This is a genomic window from Deltaproteobacteria bacterium (assembly GCA_016235345.1).
Classification (GTDB): domain Bacteria; phylum Desulfobacterota; class Desulfobacteria; order Desulfobacterales; family Desulfatibacillaceae; genus JACRLG01.
The window spans coordinates 85,624-107,522 of record JACRLG010000020.1 but is presented as its reverse complement, the minus strand read 5'-3'; the positions used below and the strand labels follow the sequence as shown (position 1 = coordinate 107,522).

General features: G+C 57.5%; 16 protein-coding genes. 14 read left to right on the top strand and 2 right to left on the bottom strand.

The annotated features are described in order from the left end of the window. Window positions 1-26 precede the first annotated feature (26 nt). The 4 genes from HZB23_09960 to HZB23_09945 all read left to right on the top strand — a co-directional run bounded on the left by HZB23_09960 (window position 27) and on the right by HZB23_09945 (window position 7,254). The gene (locus HZB23_09960) at window positions 27-1,829 is read left to right on the top strand and encodes an acyl-CoA dehydrogenase (GenBank protein MBI5844980.1); all 1,803 of its coding nucleotides are present in this window, start codon (window positions 27-29) and stop codon (window positions 1,827-1,829) included. A 245-nt stretch (window positions 1,830-2,074) separates the two neighbouring features. Further along, the gene (locus HZB23_09955; GenBank protein MBI5844979.1) at window positions 2,075-2,863 is read left to right on the top strand and encodes a crotonase/enoyl-CoA hydratase family protein; all 789 of its coding nucleotides are present in this window, start codon (window positions 2,075-2,077) and stop codon (window positions 2,861-2,863) included. A gap of 37 nt (window positions 2,864-2,900) precedes the next feature. Beyond that, window positions 2,901-6,008 (top strand): DEAD/DEAH box helicase, encoded by a 3,108-nt coding sequence (locus tag HZB23_09950; protein MBI5844978.1) that lies wholly within the window; start codon window positions 2,901-2,903, stop codon window positions 6,006-6,008. 58 nt (window positions 6,009-6,066) lie between these two features. Beyond that, complete coding sequence (locus HZB23_09945) at window positions 6,067-7,254, top strand: hypothetical protein (protein ID MBI5844977.1); 1,188 nt, start codon at window positions 6,067-6,069, stop codon at window positions 7,252-7,254. Between the two features lie 9 nt (window positions 7,255-7,263). Here the strand turns inward: HZB23_09945 and HZB23_09940 are convergent, their stop codons facing one another. Next, window positions 7,264-8,040: a sugar phosphate isomerase/epimerase gene (locus tag HZB23_09940; GenBank protein MBI5844976.1), complete on the bottom strand. Its 777-nt coding sequence runs from the start codon at window positions 8,038-8,040 to the stop codon at window positions 7,264-7,266. Window positions 8,041-8,316: 276 nt separating this feature from the next. Here HZB23_09940 and dnaB point away from each other — a divergent pair, with 276 nt between their 5' ends. The 7 genes from dnaB to HZB23_09905 all read left to right on the top strand — a co-directional run bounded on the left by dnaB (window position 8,317) and on the right by HZB23_09905 (window position 16,425). Further along, window positions 8,317-9,693 (top strand): replicative DNA helicase, encoded by a 1,377-nt coding sequence (gene dnaB, locus HZB23_09935; GenBank protein ID MBI5844975.1) that lies wholly within the window; start codon window positions 8,317-8,319, stop codon window positions 9,691-9,693. Between the two features lie 108 nt (window positions 9,694-9,801). Next, the gene (gene prmA / locus HZB23_09930) at window positions 9,802-10,728 is read left to right on the top strand and encodes a 50S ribosomal protein L11 methyltransferase (GenBank protein ID MBI5844974.1); all 927 of its coding nucleotides are present in this window, start codon (window positions 9,802-9,804) and stop codon (window positions 10,726-10,728) included. Between the two features lie 109 nt (window positions 10,729-10,837). Continuing rightward, window positions 10,838-11,392 (top strand): nitroreductase family protein, encoded by a 555-nt coding sequence (locus HZB23_09925; protein MBI5844973.1) that lies wholly within the window; start codon window positions 10,838-10,840, stop codon window positions 11,390-11,392. A 7-nt stretch (window positions 11,393-11,399) separates the two neighbouring features. Further along, window positions 11,400-12,509, top strand: a complete 1,110-nt coding sequence (locus HZB23_09920; protein ID MBI5844972.1) for a response regulator — start codon at window positions 11,400-11,402, stop codon at window positions 12,507-12,509. 194 nt (window positions 12,510-12,703) lie between these two features. Beyond that, window positions 12,704-14,071 (top strand): GAF domain-containing sensor histidine kinase, encoded by a 1,368-nt coding sequence (locus HZB23_09915; GenBank protein ID MBI5844971.1) that lies wholly within the window; start codon window positions 12,704-12,706, stop codon window positions 14,069-14,071. A 191-nt stretch (window positions 14,072-14,262) separates the two neighbouring features. Continuing rightward, the gene (locus HZB23_09910; GenBank protein MBI5844970.1) at window positions 14,263-14,646 is read left to right on the top strand and encodes a response regulator; all 384 of its coding nucleotides are present in this window, start codon (window positions 14,263-14,265) and stop codon (window positions 14,644-14,646) included. A gap of 81 nt (window positions 14,647-14,727) precedes the next feature. After that, the gene (locus HZB23_09905; protein ID MBI5844969.1) at window positions 14,728-16,425 is read left to right on the top strand and encodes a transglutaminase domain-containing protein; all 1,698 of its coding nucleotides are present in this window, start codon (window positions 14,728-14,730) and stop codon (window positions 16,423-16,425) included. 243 nt (window positions 16,426-16,668) lie between these two features. Here the strand turns inward: HZB23_09905 and HZB23_09900 are convergent, their stop codons facing one another. Further along, a complete protein-coding gene (locus HZB23_09900) occupies window positions 16,669-17,334 on the bottom strand; it encodes a DedA family protein (protein ID MBI5844968.1) in 666 nt (221 codons plus the stop codon). 525 nt (window positions 17,335-17,859) lie between these two features. Here HZB23_09900 and HZB23_09895 point away from each other — a divergent pair. From HZB23_09895 to HZB23_09885, 3 genes are all read left to right on the top strand, one after another. After that, window positions 17,860-19,530, top strand: a complete 1,671-nt coding sequence (locus HZB23_09895) for a response regulator (protein MBI5844967.1) — start codon at window positions 17,860-17,862, stop codon at window positions 19,528-19,530. A gap of 73 nt (window positions 19,531-19,603) precedes the next feature. Next, entirely contained in the window at window positions 19,604-21,316 is a 1,713-nt protein-coding gene (locus tag HZB23_09890; GenBank protein ID MBI5844966.1) for an Hsp70 family protein, read from the top strand. Between the two features lie 38 nt (window positions 21,317-21,354). Next, window positions 21,355-21,795, top strand: a complete 441-nt coding sequence (locus HZB23_09885) for a hypothetical protein (protein ID MBI5844965.1) — start codon at window positions 21,355-21,357, stop codon at window positions 21,793-21,795. The last annotated feature ends 104 nt before the right edge of the window (window positions 21,796-21,899 follow it).

Below are 21,899 nucleotides of genomic sequence, written 5' to 3'. Positions count from 1 at the left end.
TCAAAAGGCGATAAAGGAGGCTTTAAGTGGCTGAACGGTTTGTCAGTATGCGAAACGTGCGGTTTCTGCTCTACGAGGTGTTCGGAGTCCAATCCCTGTGCGAAACAAAGCGTTTTTCCGGGCACACGAAAAAGACATTCGACATGATTCTGGACGCCACCTTCAAATTGGCACGGGACCAGTTTTTTCCAATCTGCGGCGAGATGGACGAACATCCTCCTTACCTGGAAAACGGAGTGGTTAAGGTTCACCCCAATGTTTCCCGCATCATGAGGGAGCTTGGGGAAGGCGGCTGGACCAGCGCGGCCTTTCCTCCCGAGCAGGGCGGCGACGGCCTGCCATTTTCTGTCACCATCATGAATCATTTCATCTTCAACGCCGCCAACTACTCGGCCGCCATTTTTCCGGAACTGGCCTCGGGCGCGGCCCGGCTCATAACGTCCTTCGGTTCGAAGGAGCTTAACGAAATCTACGTGCCCAACATGCTGGCCGGCCGCTGGCAGGGGACCATGGCCTTGACCGAGCCCCAGGCCGGAAGCTCGCTTTCGGATATCACAACTGAGGCCCAACCCACCGAAGAGGGATGGTACAGCATTTCCGGGCACAAAATCTTCATCTCGGCGGGCGACCACGACGGCGCGGAAAACGTGGTTCATCTAATGCTGGCCAAAATTCCCGGCGGGCCCAAAGGGGTCAAGGGCATATCCATGTTCGTGGTGCCCAAGCTCCGGCCCGAAGCGGGCGGATTCGTTCCCAACGACGTCACCGTCACCCAGGTCTTCCACAAGCTGGGATACCGGGGAGCGCCCTTAACCGAGCTTTCCATTGGGGAGAAGGGCGGGTGCCGGGGCTACCTTGTGGGCGAGCCCAACAATGGCCTCAAATACATGTTCCAGCTCATGAACGAGGCCCGGCTGGGGGTGGGAACTGGGGCGGCGGGAATCGCCTCCGCCGCCTACCACGAGGCCCTGGAATACGTTAAAAAGCGCACCCAAGGCCGCAACATCGCATCCAAGGACCCCGCGCTTCCGCAGATTCCCATAATCGAGCACGCGGACGTGAAGCGGATGCTTTTGTTTCAGAGGGGCGTTGTGGAAGGCGGAATCAGCCTCATCCTGGAATGCTGCATGGCCCTCGACAAGGCCGAGACCGAGACGGGCGAGGAAAAGGAAAAATGGGAGATGCTCCTTGAAATACTCACTCCCATCGCCAAGACCTACCCAAGCGAAATGGGGATTCTCTCGTGCAGCCAGGCCATCCAGTGCCTTGGCGGCTATGGTTTCTGCGAGGATTTCTCCGTTGAGCAGTACTACCGCGACATGAGGATACACCCCATCCACGAGGGCACCACGGGCATACAGGCCATGGACCTTCTGGGAAGAAAGTGCGTGATGAACGGGGGAAAGGCCTTCATGGCCTTTATGGGTGAGGCAGGAAAAACGGTTGCGGAAGGCCTTGGCGTTTCCGCCCTGGCCCCCCTTGCAAAAAAGCTTGGGGATGCCCTGGAAAGCCTTCAGAACACCGTGATGATCCTTGTGGGCAGGGCCCAGGCCAAGGGGCCGGACGCCTTTCTGGCGGACGCGACGCTTTTCCTTGAATGTTTCGGCCACATCGCAGTTTCATGGCAATGGCTCAAGCAGGCCCTGGCGGCCGCGGCGGCCCTGGGGAAGAACCCCTCAGGCGGCGAGAAGGACTTCTACGAGGGAAAGATTTTAACCTGCCGCTACTTTTTCGCCTACGAGCTTCCAAAGACCCTGGGGCTTTTCGCTAGGCTTTCTGATGAAGACCCGATAACGCTTCAAATGCAGCAGAAACATTTCACCTTCTAAGCGGCGGTCTAAAAACGCGGACCGCTGTGTCGGGCTTCGAAGCGCGGGCCGGTCATATACGATAAGAATTATTCCTCCCCGCGCTTCCGTCCAACCGTGGCATTTCATCGTTTTTATCCAGGTTAAGGGTGCCCGTGTTATTGATTGAAAAATTTGCGGCGGATTTTTTCGGGGGGCGGGTTTCTTTCGCCCCCCGAATCATTTATAAGGAATTTTCAACATCCGAAAAACCGAAGGAGAAAGACATGAGCGAAGGAAAGGTGACAACCGAGAGAAAAGGCCACGTTTTTCTTATGGGGCTTGACCGGACGGACAAGGCCAACGCATTTGACGGCGCGCTTTGGCGGGCGCTTTCCGCCGCCTATGCCGAACTCGAGGATGACGACGACTTGAGGGTGGGGGTCCTTTTCGCCCACGGAAAACACTTCACCGGCGGCGTGGAGCTTACCCAGTGGAAGGATTATTTTGCGGCGGGCCGCTTTCCCGACCTTCCCGAAAAAGGCGTCGATCCCTTGAATCGCTCGGACCTTCGCCCCCTCACCAAGCCCATAGTGATGGCCGTTCAGGGAATCTGCTTCACCATCGGCCTTGAACTGCTGCTGGCCACGGATATAAGGGTGGCTGCGGAAAACGTGAGGTTCGGCCAGATAGAGATAAAGCGCGGAATCTACCCCGTGGGCGGCGGAACGGTCCGGCTCATCCAGGAAGTGGGCTGGGGCAACGCCCAGCGCTATCTTCTGACGGGAGACGAGATCAACGCCCAAGAAGCCTTGCGAATCGGGCTCGTGCAGGAAGTGACGCCTGTCGGAAAAGAGCTTGACCGGGCCGTTGAGATCGCCCAAACCATCGCGGCCCAGGCCCCCCTGGGGGTAAAGGCTAGCCTTCTGTCCTCCCGCATGGCGAGGCTTGACGGCGAACGGGCGGCCTTCGCTCGCCTCATGCCGGACATACGTCCCATAATGAAATCCGGGGACGCCGCCGAGGGCGTGGCCTCCTTCGTGGAACGCCGAGCCGCGAAGTTTGAGGGAAAATAGACCGTTACGGCCTTTCCTTTTTCACCAAGACAGCCCCATGCCCAGGCGCATCAATGAAATTGAGAGATTCGTTTCGGACATCCAGTCGTCACCGTCAATGGGGCGGCTTGTGGTCCACCACAGGGAGATTCCGGCCAAAAAGGCAAGGTATGCGGACGTTTCCGAGCCCTGGCCGGATGAAATATCGTCTCTTCTGGATAAGATCGGCGTCGGGCGTCTTTACTCCCATCAGGCCAAGGCCATCGACGAGGTGCGGGCCGGGCGCAACGTGGCCATAGCCACAGCCACGGCAAGCGGCAAGACCCACGTCTATAACCTACCGTTTTTGGAGGCGGTTTTAAAAAACCCCAAGGCCCGCGCCCTGTACCTTTTTCCTTTGAAGGCCCTGGCCCAGGACCAGTTGAAGACCTTCGAGGCCCTGGCGGCGCTTTTTCCCAACCCGCCCACGGCGGCGGTTTACGATGGTGACACCAAGGACGCGGCCCGGAGGAAGATTCGGGCGAATCCACCCAACGCGCTTTTCACCAACCCGGAAATGCTCCACCTGGCGCTTCTGCCCTTTCACAGCCTCTGGAGGGAGTTCTTCTCCAACCTGGCCTTTGTTGTGGTGGATGAGATGCACACTTACCGGGGCGTAATGGGCAGCCACATGGCCTGGGTGTTCCGCCGTCTTGCGAGAATTTGCGCGTGGTACGGGGCAAACCCTGTTTTCGTGCTGTGCTCGGCCACAATAGCCAACCCGGCGGAGCTTGGCGGGCGGCTCATCGGGCAAAAAATCTCACTGGTGAACGAGACCGGGGCGGGTGCCGGCAAAAAGCACCTCATTTTCGTCAACCCGGATTCATCAATGCCGCGCGCCGCCATAAGAATTCTGAAGGCCGCAGTAAAGCGCCAGATGCGCACCATCGTCGACACCCAGTCCCGGAAGCTCGCGGAGCTTCTTGCCATGTGGACGTCGAGCCGGGTGGGGGATTTTTCCCGTAAAATCTGCTCCTACCGGGCCGGGTATCTGCCGGAGGAGCGCCGGGACATCGAGTCGCGCCTGGCTTCAGGCGAGCTTTTGGCCGTGGTTTCCACAAGCGCCCTGGAGCTTGGCATAGACATAGGAAACCTGGACCTCTGCCTTCTGGCCGGGTATCCGGGAACCGTGATGGCCACCCTGCAGCGGGGAGGCAGGGTGGGGCGACAGATGGCCGATTCGGCGGTGATCCTGGTTGCGGGTGAGGACGCCCTTGACCAGTATTTCATGAATAACCCGGATGATTTTTTCTCGCGCGGTGCCGAGGCTGCGGTCATAAACCCGGAAAACCCCATCATTGCGGCAAGGCACGTGGAATGCGCGGCAAGCGAGCTGCCGCTTACTGTGGGCGACCCTTTTCTGAGCGACTCCGTGGTGAAGTCCGTTCTTTTTCGGCTGGTGCGGGAAGGAAGGCTTCTGCGGGACCATCTTGAGGAAAGCTTTTACGCCGCCAAAAGGGGCATTCACCGGGAGGTTGACCTAAGGGGCTCCGGCGACCAGTACAGAATAGCGCTTCTGACCGGGCAGGAAGGCGAGGACGGACTGAGCGGACCCACCATCGGCCATATCGACGGCAACCGGGTCTTTCGGGAGACCCATCCGGGCGCGGTCTATCTTCACCAGGGAAAGACCCACCTGGTGAAAAGCCTGGACCTTGCCGGAAAGACCGCCGGGGTAAAATCCTGCCGGGTCGATTACTACACAACGGTCCGGGCCGAGAAGGACACGGAAATCCTTGAGGTTTTCGAGGAAAAACAGGTGGGCGGGGCGCGAGTCTATAGGGGCAGGCTTAAGGTAACCGATCAGGTTACGGGTTACGAGAAAAAGCAGGTGAAGGGCGGCAAAAGCCTTGGAATCACGCCCTTGGACCTTCCCCCCAGCGTTTTCGAGACCCGTGGCCTGTGGTTCGCCGTTCCAAAGGAAGTGATGCGGCAGGCCGAGGCCCAAAAACTTCATTTCATGGGCGGAATCCACGCAATGGAGCATGCCGCCATAGGCATTCTGCCCCTTATCGTCATGTGCGACAGAAACGACCTTGGCGGCATATCCACGCCCCTGCACCCCCAGGTAGGGGGGCCTGCGGTCTTCATTTACGATTCCGCCCACGGCGGGGTGGGCCTGTCCGACATCGCCTTTGTGAAGGCCGCAGAACTCCTCGAAAAAACCCGGAAGGTGATAGAATCATGCAGGTGCGAGCTGGGTTGCCCGTCCTGCGTCCATTCCCCCAAGTGCGGCAGCGGAAACCGGCCTATTGACAAAAAAGCCAGTCTCTTTATTCTTACCGCCATGCAAAAGGGCGGGGCAGGGGGGCGTAACATTTCTCAAAAGCAGGTTCCGACCGTTAAGCGTGATAAATTGGACGAAACCGGCCCCCTTGGGATGTTTTTAAGCGGCATTTCGGAAGCTGCGGCCCATGAGGAGCCCCCAAGCTCGGTTTCCGGCGGAAAGCCCTCAAAAACGGCGGGGCGTGGAAAGCCGATTTTGCCGGAGAACCTTTATGGTTTGAAGGAAAGCCGTGTGAGCCGCGCGGAACCGAAAACTGAAACAGGCGGGATGGGGCGGGTGATGGCAAAATCGGTCAATTTCGCGGTGTTGGACGTGGAAACCAGGCGCAGCGCCGAGGAGGTCGGCGGCTGGCACAAGGCCCGGTCAATGGGGGTGAGCGTAGCCGTGCTTTACGATTCCGTGCGGGACGAATTTTTCGATTTTCCCCAGGAGGGCATTGAGGAGCTTTACGCAAGGCTTACGGGTTTTGATCTCGTGGTGGGCTTCAACATCATGCGCTTTGACTACGAGGTGCTTTCGGCCCACAGCCGGGGCAATTTCCGCAAGCTGCCCACGCTGGACATGCTGGCCGAAATCTACAAGACCCTGGGATACAGGTTAAGTTTGAACAGCCTTGCCAAGGCAACCCTTGGAACTGAAAAATCCGCCGACGGCCTTGTGGCCCTGGAATGGTGGAAAGAGGGCCGGGTGGCCGAGATCGTCGAGTACTGCCGCAAGGACGTGGCCGTCACCCGCGACCTTTATTTATACGGCGCTGAAAAGGGGCATCTCCTTTTCACCAACAAGGCGCAAAAGCTGGTGGAGGTCCCTGTAAAGTGGGGGTCTCAGACGGAAAAATGAAAAAAGCGGCCTGGTTTTCCAACGATCGGGAGAAATTTACCGGAAGAGGAGATTTCCCATGAAACGCATTATCCTTGCCCTCCTTGCCGTTTCGCTCTTTGCCCTGGCTTTCTGCCTGCCCGCGTGGGCCGAGAAGGTGGAAAAGGTAACGGGCTCAGCCTCCATAGTTGACGGAAACACCGCTTCGGCCCGGCAAAAGGCCCTGGAGCAGGCCCTGCGAAGCGCCGTTGAGCAGGGGATTGGCGTTTTCATCGATTCCCAGACCCAGGCGGCCAACTTCACGGTGATCAGGGATTCCATTTATTCCAAGGCATCAGGCTACGTCAAAACCTATCAGGTTACAGGCGAAGGTCCGGCCGCCGACGGTCAGACCTATGAAATCACCATAAAGGCCGAGGTGGAAACCGCCTCCATAGCAAACGACTTGAACGCCATAGGCATTCAATTGAAATTCGCGGGCAACCCCCGGTTCATGGCGGTATATCTGCCCGAAACCGAAAACCCCCTTTCAAGGAGCGCGCCTGCGGTGACGGCGGCGGAAAAGGCCATCACCGACGTTTTTCTTCAAAAGGGCTGCGTTATCCTGGACCCCCGTTTCACGGCGGAGGTTTATAAAAGGATTGAGAGGGCCGGGCAGATAGCGGCGGACGTGGACGATCTGGCGAAAATGGCCCTGGAGTACCAGGCGGACCTTCTTCTCGTCTATGACGTCAAAACCGCGAAGGCCAAGACGGATTCGTCCTATTTCGCGGGCCTGGACACCGTCTTTTCCATCAGGATAGTGTCTCCCTCAACCGGTGACATTCTGGCCCAGAAGGGCGGCAGGAATTTTTCGCCCATGCTGGTAAACCAGGGCGAGCACTACGAAAACGAGGAGGCGGCCAAGGCTGCGGCCAAAACTGCCAGCGGGGCGGCCAACGAACTTCTTGGCCAGGTTCTGGACTACTGGCAGAGGCAGGTTCACCAGGGCGCGCGCCTTGACGTGTGGTTCAAAAATTTTTCCGAAGAGGACCTTTTCGTCCTGGCCGACATACTGGAAAACCTGGACGGGGTCAAAGACACCCTAGTGCGCAACCAGTCTCCGGGAAATTTCAAGGTGGATGTGATGTACCAGGGAAAGCCCTTCGACTTCCAGCGTGATCTTTTCAGGGTCTCCAGGCAGAAGGGTGTAGCCGTGGAAACCCATCAGGCCGAGGGCAACCGCTTCATGTTCTTTAAAAAGGGCACGAAAGACCCATACAGGTAGCCGGTCCTCTCAGCCTGCCTCATCCCACAGGCTGCGCACATAGTCCCGGCTCATTTTGCAATATTCCATGCCCATATCCGGGTCGGAGCAGAATACCTCAAGGGTGATGGTTCCGTCGTAGCCCGATTTTTTAAGGGCCGACACCATTTTTTTCCAGTCAACGGTTCCAACCCCCAGGGGCATGTGGTGGTCGGCCCATCCCCGGTTGTCGGAAAAATGAACGTGGGCGAGGTCCGCCCCAAGCCGGTCAAGAAAGACATCCGGGCCGTCGCCGCCAAGGTTTGTGTGGCCGAAATCGAGATGAAGCAGAAGGCCGGGGACGGCGTCCATGAGGCCCTTCATGACCTCCACCGTATTGAAGGGAAACATGAAGTTTTCCAGCATAAGGCTTAGATTAAAAGATGTTGCAGCCTGTGCTATGGCGGGCAGGGAGGAGCGGTTGAATTCAACCACATCGTTTCTCATGAGCACCGGGGCCGCGTAGCAGGGGTGGATGTTCATGAGCTTCGCCCCAAGCGCGGCGAAGGTCTCCGCCGCCCTGGCGAATTCCGAAATGCAGGCCCGCCGCACCGACTCCACGGGGTAGGCCCAGGGAAGAAGCGGGTCCGTGTGGCCCACCACAAAAAGGCCGCAATCGGACAGTATTGGCTTTATCTCTTTGGGATCAATGGAAAAGGCGCATGGTCCTTCAAGCGTTAGATCAATAAAATCAAAGCCAGCCCGGCCAATGCGCCGGATTTCGTCCGCAACCGGCTTTGCCGGGTCGTTCATAAGGCCTATCTTCATGGTTGGCTCCTTTGTCGATAAAAGCAGTAGACCAAAATTTTAACACGGTCGGACTATTTTTTGGTGTCAAAATATTTCGTGGCTACGAACAATTTTCAGCAAAGCGCTTTTCCTTGGAGCGCGGGCGTCCCGCCAGCGCTCCAAGGGTGAAAGTTACCTGTTCATTTTACGGGAAAACTGAGAATAGTATAGAAGCATAAAATATTTTATCATTTTATGCCGCCTGTGTACGCGAAGTAATCAGTCTCTTTTCCCCGACAGCAAGGAAGCCTTGTCATGGCCGAAAAAGGCAGGAAAAAGCAGAAGACCGCCCTGGATGACCCGTCCCTGAGCCGGGTTCCGCCCCAGAACCTGGAGGCCGAGGAATCCCTTCTGGCATCGGTCCTGGTGGGCGAGTCGGTTCTTCCGGTAATTATGGAGCACCTGGAGCCGGGCGATTTCTACTCCGAGGCCAACAGGAAAATCTTCGGGGCCATGCTGGACCTTTTCGGCAGGGGCGAGCCCACCGACATCATCACCATAGGAAACCAGTTAAAGCGCAAAAAGGAGCTGGAGGCCATAGGAGGCTACCCCTATCTTGCGCGCCTCAACGAAGAAGTGCCGGTGGCGGTGAACGCCCCCCATTACGCTAAAATCGTGAAGGACAAGGCCATTTTGCGCCGCCTCATCGAGCAGGCCCACAGGATAGTGCGGCACTGTTTCGAGGAAGACGACGACGTGCGCGAGATAGTGGATTTCGCTGAAAACGCCATCTTCTCGGTATCCGACGACGAGAACGCCTCCGCAATTTCCCCGGTGACTCCGCTTCTGCACGAGTCCCTCCAAAAGATAGGAAAGCGCAAGGACGACCGTAGCCCCCTCACGGGCGTTCCCACGCCCTTTCCAGACATGGACCGCAAGACCAGCGGCTTCCAGCCCGGGGCGCTGATAATTCTGGCGGCCCGGCCCGGAATGGGTAAGACCGCCCTGGCCTTGAACTTCGCCTCCCATGCGGCCAAAAAGGGCGAGCCGGTGCTTTTTTTCAGCCTCGAAATGTCCAACGACCAGCTTGTCGAGCGCGTCCTGTGCGCCGAGGCCAGGGTGAACGCCTGGAACGTAAGGGGCGGATATCTCAACAACGACGATTACGGAAGGCTCCGGGACGCGGTGGGAAACCTGGACGGCATCCCGCTGTTTCTTGATGACTCCGGCATGTTGACGGCCCTGGACGTCCGGGCCAAGGCCAGGAGGATCAAGAAGGAAAAGGGCCTTTCCATGATAATCGTGGATTATCTCCAGCTCATGAAAGGCCCTTCCGAGGCCGAGCGCCGGGACCTCGAAATCTCCTTCATATCGCGCTCGCTCAAAAGCCTTGCCAAGGAGCTTTCGGTCCCCATAATCGCCCTTTCCCAGTTGAACAGGAAGATCGAGGGCCGGGAGAACAAGCGTCCCATGCTTTCGGACCTTCGGGAATCGGGAGCTTTGGAGCAGGACGCGGACATGGTGATGTTCATAAACCGGGAAGACAAGGACGCTGCCGGCGAAGCGGACAAAAGCCAGGGGAAGCCCGCCGAGCTCATCATCGCCAAGCACCGCCAGGGCTCGCCCGGAACCGTGAACCTTTTCTTTTTCGGCGAGTATACCCGGTTCGAGGAAGCCGAAAGGGATCGTTGATGCCGTCCAAAAGCGCGATCCGCTTGCGCGCCTTGCGGCTCATCGCTTGTGATCGGCCTCTATGCCGCCTTATTTTTTTCAGAGGGTAATTTGGAACGGAAAGCTTTAGTGATGAAAACAAGTAGCTGGCTTATGGTGAAGGCGGTTTTCGAGGGTGAAAACGCCCTGATTTTTCAGGAACTTGCGGCCCAGGTCTTCGTAGGCCACGGAATCGACGAGGTGGAACTTACCGAGCCCGGAAGGACCGGGCTTGTTGACGACCGGGACAGTGAATACTCGGTCACCGGGCATCTTCCGGACGACGCGGAAGGCGGAAAAGTACTGGAAAGCCTTTCCGCCGACCTTATGCGGCTGGCCGAAAACCTTTCCGTGGACTGCGAAATCCGTACCGACACTCGCCGTAACGAGGAGTGGAGCGAAACCTGGAAGCGTTTCTTCCATCCCCTGAAGGTGACCGACCGGCTGGTGATAAAGCCGTCCTGGGAGGATTACAAGGCGTCGGCTGACGAGATAGTCATCGAAATAGACCCCGGAATGGCCTTCGGAACAGGCGGCCACGCCACCACCTCCATGTGCCTTAAACTTCTGGAAAAATGGCTTCGCCCCGGCCAGAGGGTGTGGGACGTGGGGACCGGAAGCGGCATACTGATGGTGGCCGCCGCAAAACTGGGCGCGGGATGGATTCTTGGCACCGATTTCGACCCGGACGCGCTGATGGTGGCGCGTGAAAACCTTGCGGCAAACTCCGTGCCGGAAACCCTGTTCGACCTTCGCCTTGCTGATCTGGCAAGGGGCGTTGACGTGGAAACCTTTCCCCTCATCGTCGCCAACCTTGAGGCAAAGCCCGTGGTGAGCCTTATGGAGATGATGGCGGGACGCCTTTCCAGGGACGCTGTGGTCATTCTTTCCGGCATAATCACCGAAAAGAGGGACTGGGTGCTGGAAAGGCTCGATGCTTTGGGCATGAGGGTCCTGGAAGTGAACGACACAGGCGAATGGTGCGCCCTTGCCTTGATGCCTTGCTGCGCGGCTTAAAATCTCGTTGACTTTGGGGCCTGAAAAAGGGCAAGACTTATATAGGAATAATCCGTTTGACGGTCTTTTTTGACGGGCCATCATGCCTATGAATTAGAGGGGGGAGTCGATGAACGAGCTTATGAAAAACATAACCGAGCGCAGAAGCATCCGCAATTACCTGGAAACTCCCATTCCCGACGAGATGCTCTCCCAGGTTCTGGAGGCCGTGCGCTGGTCGCCAAGTTGGGCCAACACCCAGTGCTGGGAAGTGATCGTGGTGAAAGACCCGGAAACCAGGGCGGCCCTGGGCGAGACCCTGGCCAAGGGTAACCCGGGAAAAAAGGCCATCTTAAAGGCCCCGGTGGTGCTTGTCATCTGCGGCAGGCTGGGAACCAGCGGCTTCTACAACAACGTGGTGACCACCAAGTTCGGCGACTGGTTCATGTTCGATCTTGGCATCGCAACCCAAAGCCTCTGCCTCTGCGCCCAATCGTTAGGCCTGGGAACCCTCATAACCGGGCTCTTCGATCACGACAAGGCCAAGGCCCTGCTGAACGTTCCCGAAGGTTGCGAGCTTGTCAGCATGATTCCCATCGGCTATCCAGAAAGGGGCACCAGCGCCCCCAAGCGCCGGGAGCTTTCCGAATTCGTCCACACCGAAGCCTTCGGGCGGAAGGGGTAGGCCCTTGATGGACGGAAAGCCCCAAATTCTCGCCGTTGACGATGAGGACCGGAATCTCAGGCTCATGGAGGCCATGCTCCTGCCCTTGGGTTACGACGTGGTAATGGCCCGAAACGGTGAGGAGGCCCTTGAGGAAATCAGGAACAACCCTCCCGACGTCATTCTTCTGGACATCATGATGCCCGGAATGAACGGCTTCGAGGTGGCCCGAAGGCTCAAGGCAGACCCTTTGCAGCGCATCATCCCCATCGTCATGGTCACCTCCCTGAAAGACGTGGAGGACCGGGTGAAGGGCCTGGAAGCTGGCGCGGACGACTTTCTCACCAAGCCCGTGGACGCCATGGAGCTTCGGGCTCGGGTGGCCTCGTCCTTAAAAATCAAGGCTTACAACGATCACATGATGAACTACCAGAAGAAGCTCGAAGCCGACATCGCGGTTCGCACGGCCCAGCTTCACCTGGCTTACCTGAAGGTTCAGAACGCCTCCTTAGATACCATCCATCGCCTGTCCAAGGCGGCTGAATACAAGGACGAGCACACGGGCGACCACATCCAGCGCATGAGCCGCTATTGCGTGGCAGTGGGCAAGCGCATGGGCCTCGGACAGAAGGTCCTCGATTCCATCCTTTACGCCGCGCCCATGCACGACATCGGAAAGATCGGCATCCCCGACCGGATACTTTTGAAGCCCCGCAAGCTGAAGCCCGACGAGTGGAAGATCATGAAGCGCCACACCATAATAGGCGGCCAGATTCTCCAGGGCTCGGACGTGGGCTTCATAAGGCTCGCCGAGGTCATAGCCATGACCCACCACGAAAGATGGGACGGCAACGGCTACCCCAAGGGCCTTGCCGGAAACGCCATACCCCTGGTGGGCCGCATCACCTCCGTGGCGGACGTGTTCGACGCTCTCACTTCCCGAAGGCCGTACAAGGAGCCCATCTCGGTGGACGAGTCCTGCTCCATCATCTCGGAGGGCAGGGGAATCCGCTTTGACCCGGCGGTGGTGGACGCCTTTTTTTCGGGCATCGATGAAATCCTGGAAATCATGAACCAGTTTCCCGACGCCAGCAAAAGCAGGCTGGTGGAGATGGTGGGACTGATGGATGACGACTGATTTTCAGCCTGTCTAAAAACGCGAATCGCTGTGTCACACGTCGCGGAGCGGGTCATCATATACGAAAAGTATTATTTCTCCCCGCGCCGCTCGCGAACCTTCGCGCTTCATTGCCCAAGTTCAAATTGATATCCAGGCTGCAAGCGTCGGCTTTTTTACCGGGCTGATAAATAGTTGCTTGAGGAAGACAAGGCTTGAAAAACCAGGAAGGCTTCATCCACCAGAGCGAGATAACCAGCCTGTTCCTTTCCGGGCTTCTTTCCGTTTCCGAGCCGGAAGATATCCTGGATTTCGCCCTGGATTTCTTCCTCCGCCTGGACCTTCCCTATTCCGAAAACACCTCGTCCATCTTTCTTTACGATCCTGAAAACCGCATCCTAACCCTTACCGCCCACAGGGGTGGCCCGGCCACGCTAATGGCCTGCCGGGGAAGCGTAAGGCCGGGGGAATGCGTCTGCGGTCGGGCGGCCTTCGATCAAAAGGCCGTGTTTGTCGCAAACGTCACGGATGACAGGCTCCACAAGATCACGCCGAAAACGTCGAAGGATCACGGCGACCTCAGCGTCCCCATCATGGCCCGTGGCGGAAAGCTGGTGGGCGTATGGCATTCCCTGCTGGAGCCGGGGGCCGCAGTCTCCCCGGACGTGATGGAATCCCTTTCCAGGATGTGTTTTTTTCTGGGAACCGTCCTGGATCGCGCCCTTACACGGAAGGCCACGGCCTCCTGGAACGAGGACCTGCGCAACTCCCTAAAAAGGTGCGAGGAAAAGCTGTCACTCACCGAGCTTTCCCTGGCCCAGGCAAGGGACGCCAAGACGGATTTTCTGGTAAGCATGAACCATGAGCTTCGCACGCCGCTAAATCCCATCATCGGCTTTTCCCAGGTGCTTCTGGGCGAGTATTTCGGGCCCTTGAACGCCAAGCAGAAGGAACACGTAAACGACATCCTGGAAAGCGGCAAGCGCCTTCTGGCCCTTATCGACGAGATTCTGGACCTTTCCCGCGCGGACATGGGCATCGACACCCTCGATGCGTCCCCGGTAAGTGTTGGCGGGCTTCTTTCATCCATGTTCCTCATGATCCGTGAAAAGGCCTTCAAACACGGCATCAGCCTGGAAACCAGCATCGACGATTCCGTAAAATGCCTGGATATTTTTGCGGATGAGAAAAAACTGAAAACCGCGATTCTGAACCTTTTGCAAAACGCGGTGAAATTCACCCCGGACGGCGGGCGAGTGACCTTGGGCGCAAGGCTCGCGGAGGACGGCGACCGCCATTCGCCTTCCGAAGGCAGGGATCCAAAGGCCGGACTTTCCTCCTGCCGACTGGAAATTTTCGTGGAGGACACCGGGCAGGGAGTGGCCAAACAGGATCAGGAAAGGATTTTCGAGGATTTTTACCAGGTTCGCCGGGGCTTGTCTGGAAAGACCCCCGGAGCCGGACTGGGGCTGGCCCTGGCAAGGCGTTTTGTGTTGCTCCACCAGGGCCGGTTGTGGGTGGAAAGCGAAGGGGTGGGCAAAGGCAGCAGGTTCATAGTGGCGCTGCCTCTGGGGGCTGGCTGAGGTTTGAGGCAGCGGAGCTGCCGGGCCTGGCGTGGCCGTTTTTTCGTTTCAGCCGGGACTGAATCGAAAGGCGGGCTCGCGCAGGCGTTTATTTCCGGTCCGGGTAGAACCCGTCTTGAAAATATTTTCGCCATGGGATTGAGCGAATTATGTTTTTGAGATGAGTTCGAATATTGCAGTGGGGTAAAAGGATGTTGAAATCCGTGCTTGTTGTGGAAGATTCCGAAATAAACCGGCACCTTTTGCACGATCTTCTGGAAAAGGTGTTTTATTGCGAAGTCGTTACCGCGAACGATGGCCAGGAGGCCGTGGACCGCGTGAAGGAAATCAAGCCCGACCTCGTTCTCATGGACGTTGGGCTTCCGGTTATGGACGGCGTCACCGCCACCAGGATATTGAAAAATGACCGGGAGACCTGGGCCATCCCAGTGGTGGCCCTGACCGGCTTTTCCAGCGATGAAGACGAGGAGCGGTTGCTTGCTTCGGGTTTTGACGGTTTCCTGCCCAAGCCCTTCGATCTTGCCAAGCTCATCGAGAAGATGAAGGATTTTCTGAGTGTGCGCCAGAGGGACTGAGGGCGCGAGATGCTGCGTCAGGCGGGGCCTTGTGGTCAACCTGCCATTTTTCTTCAAAAATCGATACCGTGGGAGGTGGATGTGAAAAAGTCCCTTGCGGTGCTTTTTTTCTGGCTTGCCGCCCTCGCGCCCGTTCACGCGGAAAACTACCTGTTAAACGGCGGCCAGGAATCGGTCATCGAGTACCAGCTGATTCAGCAGGTGGTCCCCAAGGCCGCCACCAAAAGGCTCGTGGTCAGCTTCGTCACGCCCAATACCTTCGAGTCGCCCACCTACGTCCAGCGGATCACGGACATGTCGCTGGAATTTTCCCCAAAGCCCACCCGCCGCGAAAAAAGCACGGACGAGCGCGGGAACGTGGTGGAGGAGGCCTTTTTCGATTCACCGGCGGGGCCAATCCAGACCACCCTCACCCTCACCGCGAAAAATTCCGTCAAGCTCTCCCCGCTCCGGTCCACGGCCCCGTTTCCCCTTGCGAACACGCCGCCGTCAATGAAGCCCTACCTCTCCTCCACGGCCCAGGTGGACGTGAAGCACCAGGGCATTGCGGCCAAGGCCAGGGAGCTTACGAGAAGCTCCACCACCCAGTTCGACGCGACCCAGAAAATACTCACCTGGGTGGTGGATCACATGAGCTACGTGCTCACCCCCCAGAGTTACGAGGCCACCTATTCCTTCGGCTCCGGCAAGGGCAACTGCCAGAATTACTCCCACCTTGCCGCAGCCCTCATGCGGGCAGTGGGCATTCCCGCGCGCATAGTCAACGGCGTCACCCTTTCCGAGCCTTACGACATCGACATGGGCCGCTCGGTGCTTACTCTCAAGATGGCCCAGGGACGCCATTCCTGGATAGAGGTGTGGTTCCCGGACCTTGGCTGGATGCCCTTCGACCCCCAGAACACCCAGCTTTACGTGAGCAACCGCTTCATAAGGATAGAGGTGGGGGTGGACAACGAGGAAACCAGCCACGACGGCCTTATCCGATGGAGCACCATGGCCGGCGCTGACGGAAGGCCGGAATTCCGGGAACTCATCCAGCCCGCGTTTTCATCCGACAAGGTGGCCATTTCCGGCCAGAAAGCGGCCTACGGCCCACAGGCCCTTCTTTTGGGGCCCAAGATGGACGCGGTTTTCGCAAAGGTGGAGCCGCCCCCGCAACCTCTGCCTCCGGTGATACCGCCGCCCGAGGTCGTCAAAAAAATGGTTTTCGATACTCCCTTCGAGTTCGGCAACGTGGAGTTTCCTGAAAACATGGATTTTCTGGCCACCAAGGGGCCGACGGAAAAAACCGGCGACAACGATTTTTCCATGCGCCGCAATTTCGTGGTGGAAACCGCCGAGTACGTCACCACCCTGGGCCGCCAGTATTCCCAGGCCTTTGTGGTGGAAAAGCCCATGAAGCTGACCCAACTAGGCCTTGCCCTTCACAAGTTCGGCGGAGAGGGCCAGCTTTGGGTGGAGGTTTTCAAGGACACCGGAGGGATGCCTGGCGAGGTGGTGGCGACAAGCGAGGTGCAGGACCTTGGGGAAATGCCCGAAAAACTTGGATATTTCTGGGTGGATTTTTCCTTCGGCAAGGACGGCCCGGTTCTTTCGCCCGGAACCTATTGGCTTGGGATGGGTTTTGCCGGAAGCCCCATAATCAACTGGTTCTACCGCTACGGGCGGCCCGTGGGCCCCAGGGACGGAACCCGGTACAAGACCATCTACGACACCACCTGGAGCCGCAGCATGGCGTATGAGTTCAACTATAGAGTGCGCGGCCTTGTTTCTAGATAATCAGGCCGTCCACAAGCGCGAACTGCTGTGTTGGGCGGGTTCGGGGGGGTCGTCATCTACGTTTTGTACTACTCCGCCCCGCCCGGACCCGCCCGCCTTGCATTTCATCGCTTGTGATCGGCCTGCATCTGACGCCGCTTGTGATCGGCCTGCCGTGTACCAAGTTGAAGGCCGATTGAAATACCCGATGCACGGTCGGGAGGTTTAAGCGCGAAGAGCCATGTTCACCCAACATCTTTCCTGTTACTCCGCCTTGGCCCGCGCGGCCTCCTCCCGCCTGTGCCTTAAGTATTCATAGGCGATGGGCATCACCGAAACCAGGATTATGCCCATTATCACGAGGGAAAAGTTGTTCTTCACAACGTCTATGTTTCCGAAAAAATAGCCGCTCACCAGAAACAGGCTTACCCAGCTTATGCCGCCAATTATGTTGTATGCCGCGAATTCCACGTAGCGCATGGTTCCGACACCGGCCAGGAAGGGCGCGAAGGTGCGCACTATGGGCACGAACCGGGCGAGGATTATGGTCATCTTGCCGTACTTCTCGTAAAACCGGTGGGTCCGGTCAAGATACTTCTTTTTGATGAAACGCCCGCCCTCCGGGTTCATGCGCGGTCCCAGATACCAGCCCGCCGTGTAATTCGCGGCGTCTCCCAAAATGGCGGCGACGTACAGCAGCACAAGAAGCAGTCCTATGCTCAAATCCCCTCTTGCCGCAAAGGTCCCCGCCGCGAACAGAAGGGAATCTCCGGGAAGGATGGGGGTTACCACGAGGCCCGTTTCGCAGAAAACTATGAGAAACAGTATGAGATTGGTCCAAGTGCCGTAATCCCGGATGATTTCGCCAAGATGCTTGTCGAGGTGCAGGAAGATCGAAATGAAGTTGCGCAGAAGTTCAAAGAAATCCATGAGATGTTCCCGTTCGCGGTGGTTGTAAGTTTTTTATGCTGGCTTGGGTGAGTCAGGCACGTATCTTGCTTCAAAATTAATGGCTGAATAACCGGGCCGGGGCCGGACGGCCCCTGTAAGTGTTCTTTCTTACACCAAAGGCGGCCTGATTTACATAAAAATCTGGATGGGGAGGTTTCCGACCGATTCGTTTACCTGCCAGGGCCTTCAATCGCATGAACCGGTTGCGACCCACGCCAGAACCATTGACAGGAAAGGTCGGCCCATGATAGCTTTGATCCCACGCACTTCACTGAAATACCAGCCCATCTGCTTTTTTTGAAGGGCGGTTCGACCTGTTTGGAAAAAGACCCGTTCCGGTTTTGGCGAGACTGCCCCGCATATAAGGCAAGAACTCCGCTGACGCTGATTTTGGCCGGTTTTTTCAGGCAGCCTGATTGATGATTGGCGCATCTGCGCCAGCGCCCGCCGGTTTGTAATCCTTGTCGGGAGAGGCCGACAACAGAAAATGCTACAGGAGGACTCGTGTCCCGTTATCTTGCGTCCCTGGAGACCATCGGCGAAATCGCCGTGTCAGCCGCTTCACTCTACGACGTGGAAAGCGCATGCCGCGATATTTTGCGGCAGCTCAGCCGCAGGGGACTCGTCGATTACATGAGCATCAAGGTCGCAGGCGTTTCCGGCGGCCCCTCCGATTTTCTGGCGAGCACGCTGGATTCTCCCGAATCCGACGGGGGTGGCTCGGATTCCGCAATTGCGGGAATTTTAAAGGCCGCGCACGATCAGGCCCTGCCGGACGAGGGCCTTTTTGTGGAAGACGTCGCAGGCGGCCCTCCAAGCCTTTCCTCCTTTGCCCAGGCAGGCATCAAAAGCGCATTTCTTGCTTCCCTTCAAGGGATCGACGGAACCTTGGGAAGCGTCATGGTGGGGTTTAACCAGCAGCAAAATTTTGACGATCCGCAAAAATCCTTTCTAGCAAGCCTTGGCAGATGGACCGCCCTGGCGCTCATGGTGGTGCGCACGGCCTCGGACGCCCGTATTTCCCGCGAGGTCATGATGGAAAACCAGAGGGCGTCCATGAACGAGGAGAGGATCAAGGCCCTGGAAGTCCTTGCAATGGGCATCGCGCACAACGTGAACAACGCCCTAAGCCCGGTCACGGGCTACGCCGACATGCTGATCCGCTCGGAAAAGGGACTTTCCGAGCAGGCCCGGAGGTCACTGAAAATCATCCGGGAGAGCGGCAAGGACATCGGCAACATGGTGCTTAGGCTCGACCAGTTCTCCAGAAAACTTGGGTCCAACGAGAAAATGCCCCCGGTTTCCATATCCGAGCTGGCAAGGGACGTTCTGGAAATGACTCGGCCCTACTGGAAGGACATGCCCCAAAGAAACGGCGTAAAGGTTAATCTCACCGCCGACCTGGATTCCGAGATGCCCCTCATCGTGGGCAATGACACCGAGATACGCCAGGCCATGACCAACGTACTTATAAACGCCGTGGACGCCATGCCGAGGGGCGGCGAGATCAAGGTGGGCCTTTCGAGGCAGAAGGATCAGGTGGTCTTCTCCGTTTCCGACACCGGGACCGGAATGGACGCCGAATCCATGGAGCGCTGCCTGGAGCCCTTTTTCTCCACCCGGAAGGAAGGCGCGGGCATGGGCCTTGCGGTCACCTACGGCGTCATGCATCGCCACGGCGGGGAGATCGTCATAGAAAGCAAAAAGGGCCGGGGAACCACGGTAAGCCTTCGTTTCCCCATTCCGGGCGAAAGCCTCAAGGCTCCCGCAGCAAAGTCCCAGGAAGGCGACGGTCGCCACAGAATCCTCTACGTGGACGATGAGCCCGAAGTCCTGGAAGTCATGCGCCAGATACTGGAAACACTGGAGCACGAGGTGGAGGTGGCCGCCGGAGGCTCCCAGGGGATCAATGCCTTTGCAGCCTCCATCGAATCGGGCAGGCCCTTTGACCTGGTCATTACCGACATGGGAATGCCGGAGGTTGACGGACGCGCGGTGGCCATGGCCATCAAGGGGGCCTCGCCCGATACGCCTGTGATAATGTTTTCGGGCTGGAGCGCCCAGATGCTGGAAGAGCAGGGCGCGGCCCAGTACGTGGACAGCGTTGTGAGCAAGCCGCCCACCCTGGACAAGGTGAGCCAGATGATAAGAAGCGTGATGAACCGGAGGAAATGAATATCGCACCCGCAGCCGAATGTAACAGTAATTTTTTAACATGCCCCTAACGCCAGGAAGAAAAACCGGGCCTATGAAACGCATATATGGAATCGACCTGGGGACGACGTTTTCGGCCATCGCCTATGTGGACGCCAACGGCAAACCAGTGGTGGCGCTTAACGCCGAAAACAAGCGCACCACGCCCAGCGTGGTGCTGTTTGACGGTGATCAGGTCGTGGTGGGCGACGCCGCCAGGGAGTTCATCCTGACCCGTCCCGACGACGTGGTGAATTTCATCAAGCGCTCCATGGGAGACCCTGATTTTCTTTTTGAAAACAGGGGCAAGGCCTGGAGGCCTGAGGAAATCTCGGCGCTCATTTTAAAAAAGGTGGTGGATGACGCCGCCCTCACCCTGGGGGAAAAGATTAAGGATGTAGTAATCACCTGCCCGGCCTATTTCGGTATAAACGAAAGGGAGGCCACACGGCAGGCGGGGGAGCTGGCAGGCCTCAACGTCCGCCACATCCTGAACGAGCCCACAGCTGCGGCCCTCGCATACGGTTTTTTGGAAAGCGACGAGAAGCGCGTCGTGTTCGTCTATGACCTGGGAGGCGGAACCTTTGATGTGACCATGATGGATATCGACCATAAATCCGTCAAGGTCATCTGCACCGGAGGCGATCACCAGCTTGGCGGAAACGACTGGGACAACCGCCTGGCCGCTTACATGGCTGAAATGTTTTCGCAAAAGACCGGGATAAGGGAAGATATCCTGGATGACCCGGTGACCTGCCAGGATCTGGTGGCCACTGCCGAGCGGGCCAAGAAGGTGCTGTCCCAGAGGGAGAACTGCGACGTGGCGGTCACCTATGGGGGGCGGCGGGAGCGCTTCACCATAGCTCGCAGCACCTTCGAGCACCTGACCCGCGACCTTCTGGAACGGACCGTTCTTCTCACCCACGCAATGCTGGAAGAGGCCAGGAAAAAGGGGTATTACGGCGTAAACGAAATTATAATGGTGGGCGGCTCATCTAGGATGCCCCAGGTGAACGAGCGTCTGATCCGGGAATTCGGCAAGAAGCCCAGGCTCTACAACCCGGACGAGGCCATTGTGTGCGGGGCCGCTGTTTGCGGCTGGAAACTTCTGGTTGAAGGCAATATCTCCGAAAAATTGGGCGGCCATGTGGCGCCCGGAAACGCGCAGCCGGGTTTTGGAGCCTTCGCTTCTGCCGCAAAAGCTGCCGGACATGAAGGATCCGCCGACGAGGTTGAGGTAACCCTGGAGGACCTGGAGCGCATCACCCAGGATGTGGCGAAGGAGTTGGCCGAGAAGAGCGGCTACAGCGAAAGCGCCGTGCGCAAGAGCCTCGTGGACATTGTGGACGTGACCAGCAAGAGCTTCGGCGTGGTGGCCCTAAACCGGGATGAGGAGGAGGGAATAGTCAACCTCGTACTGAAAAACACCGAGACTCCCGTAAGCGTCCGCCGCCTGTTCCACACAAGCGAGAAAAACCAGAAGGTCGTGGTGGTCCAGATCGTGGAAAACGATTCGTCCGAGGAATGGGCGCCCATCGAGTTCGGCCGCCTTCTGGGCTACGCCACCTTCGAGCTTCCAAAAGGCCTTCCTGTGCGCGCGCCGGTGGAAATCGTGTTCATCATCAACCGGGAGGGCCGCCTGGAGATCACAGCCAAGGAACGCACCACGGGAAGCGAGATTTCCGTTTTCATTAAGCGGGATTTCACCGTTCGTTCCAAGGGGCGCAAGCAGACTCGGGAACCCATTTCCGACACCTTTGATTTTTGAAAAATGCCATTCAATTCATGGCCGCAGGAGCAACTGAAATGAGCGATGCATACTGGAAGGGCGACGAGGTAGAAAAGGTGCGTCCACGCCTGTATTCGAAATTTGACGATTTCAACATCGTCACATGGGCATTTTTGGGCCTTTCCACCATAACCGAACAGAAGAAGTCCGGCAGAAAGCGGTACAACGAAAAAAAGCAGCTCTACGAGTTTGAAATAATCGTGGTTCTCCCGGAAGGAATGGACAAGGTTGTGGCCTTTCAGAGCCTTTGCAAGCTGGTGGAGAATTACGCCAAGATCAGGGAGGCGGGAATATTCGAGGAAAAGGGATACGTCAGCTTCGCCCTACCGGTCGAAAACCTGGTGGCGCTTTTGGATTACAGGCGCAAATACCTGGAGAACAACGAATCCGGGGAAAACGACGAGTACTCCAAGCTGCGCTCCTTCTCGCGCATGGTGACCAAAAAATTTCTGTCGTAAGCCTTCCTTAAACCTTCCGCCGGAAAGAGCTGCATCGGTTTTTGAAATCCGGCGCCTGCTTTTTTTCTTCATTTTTTCCGTTTCACGCAATTTTTAACGGGTCC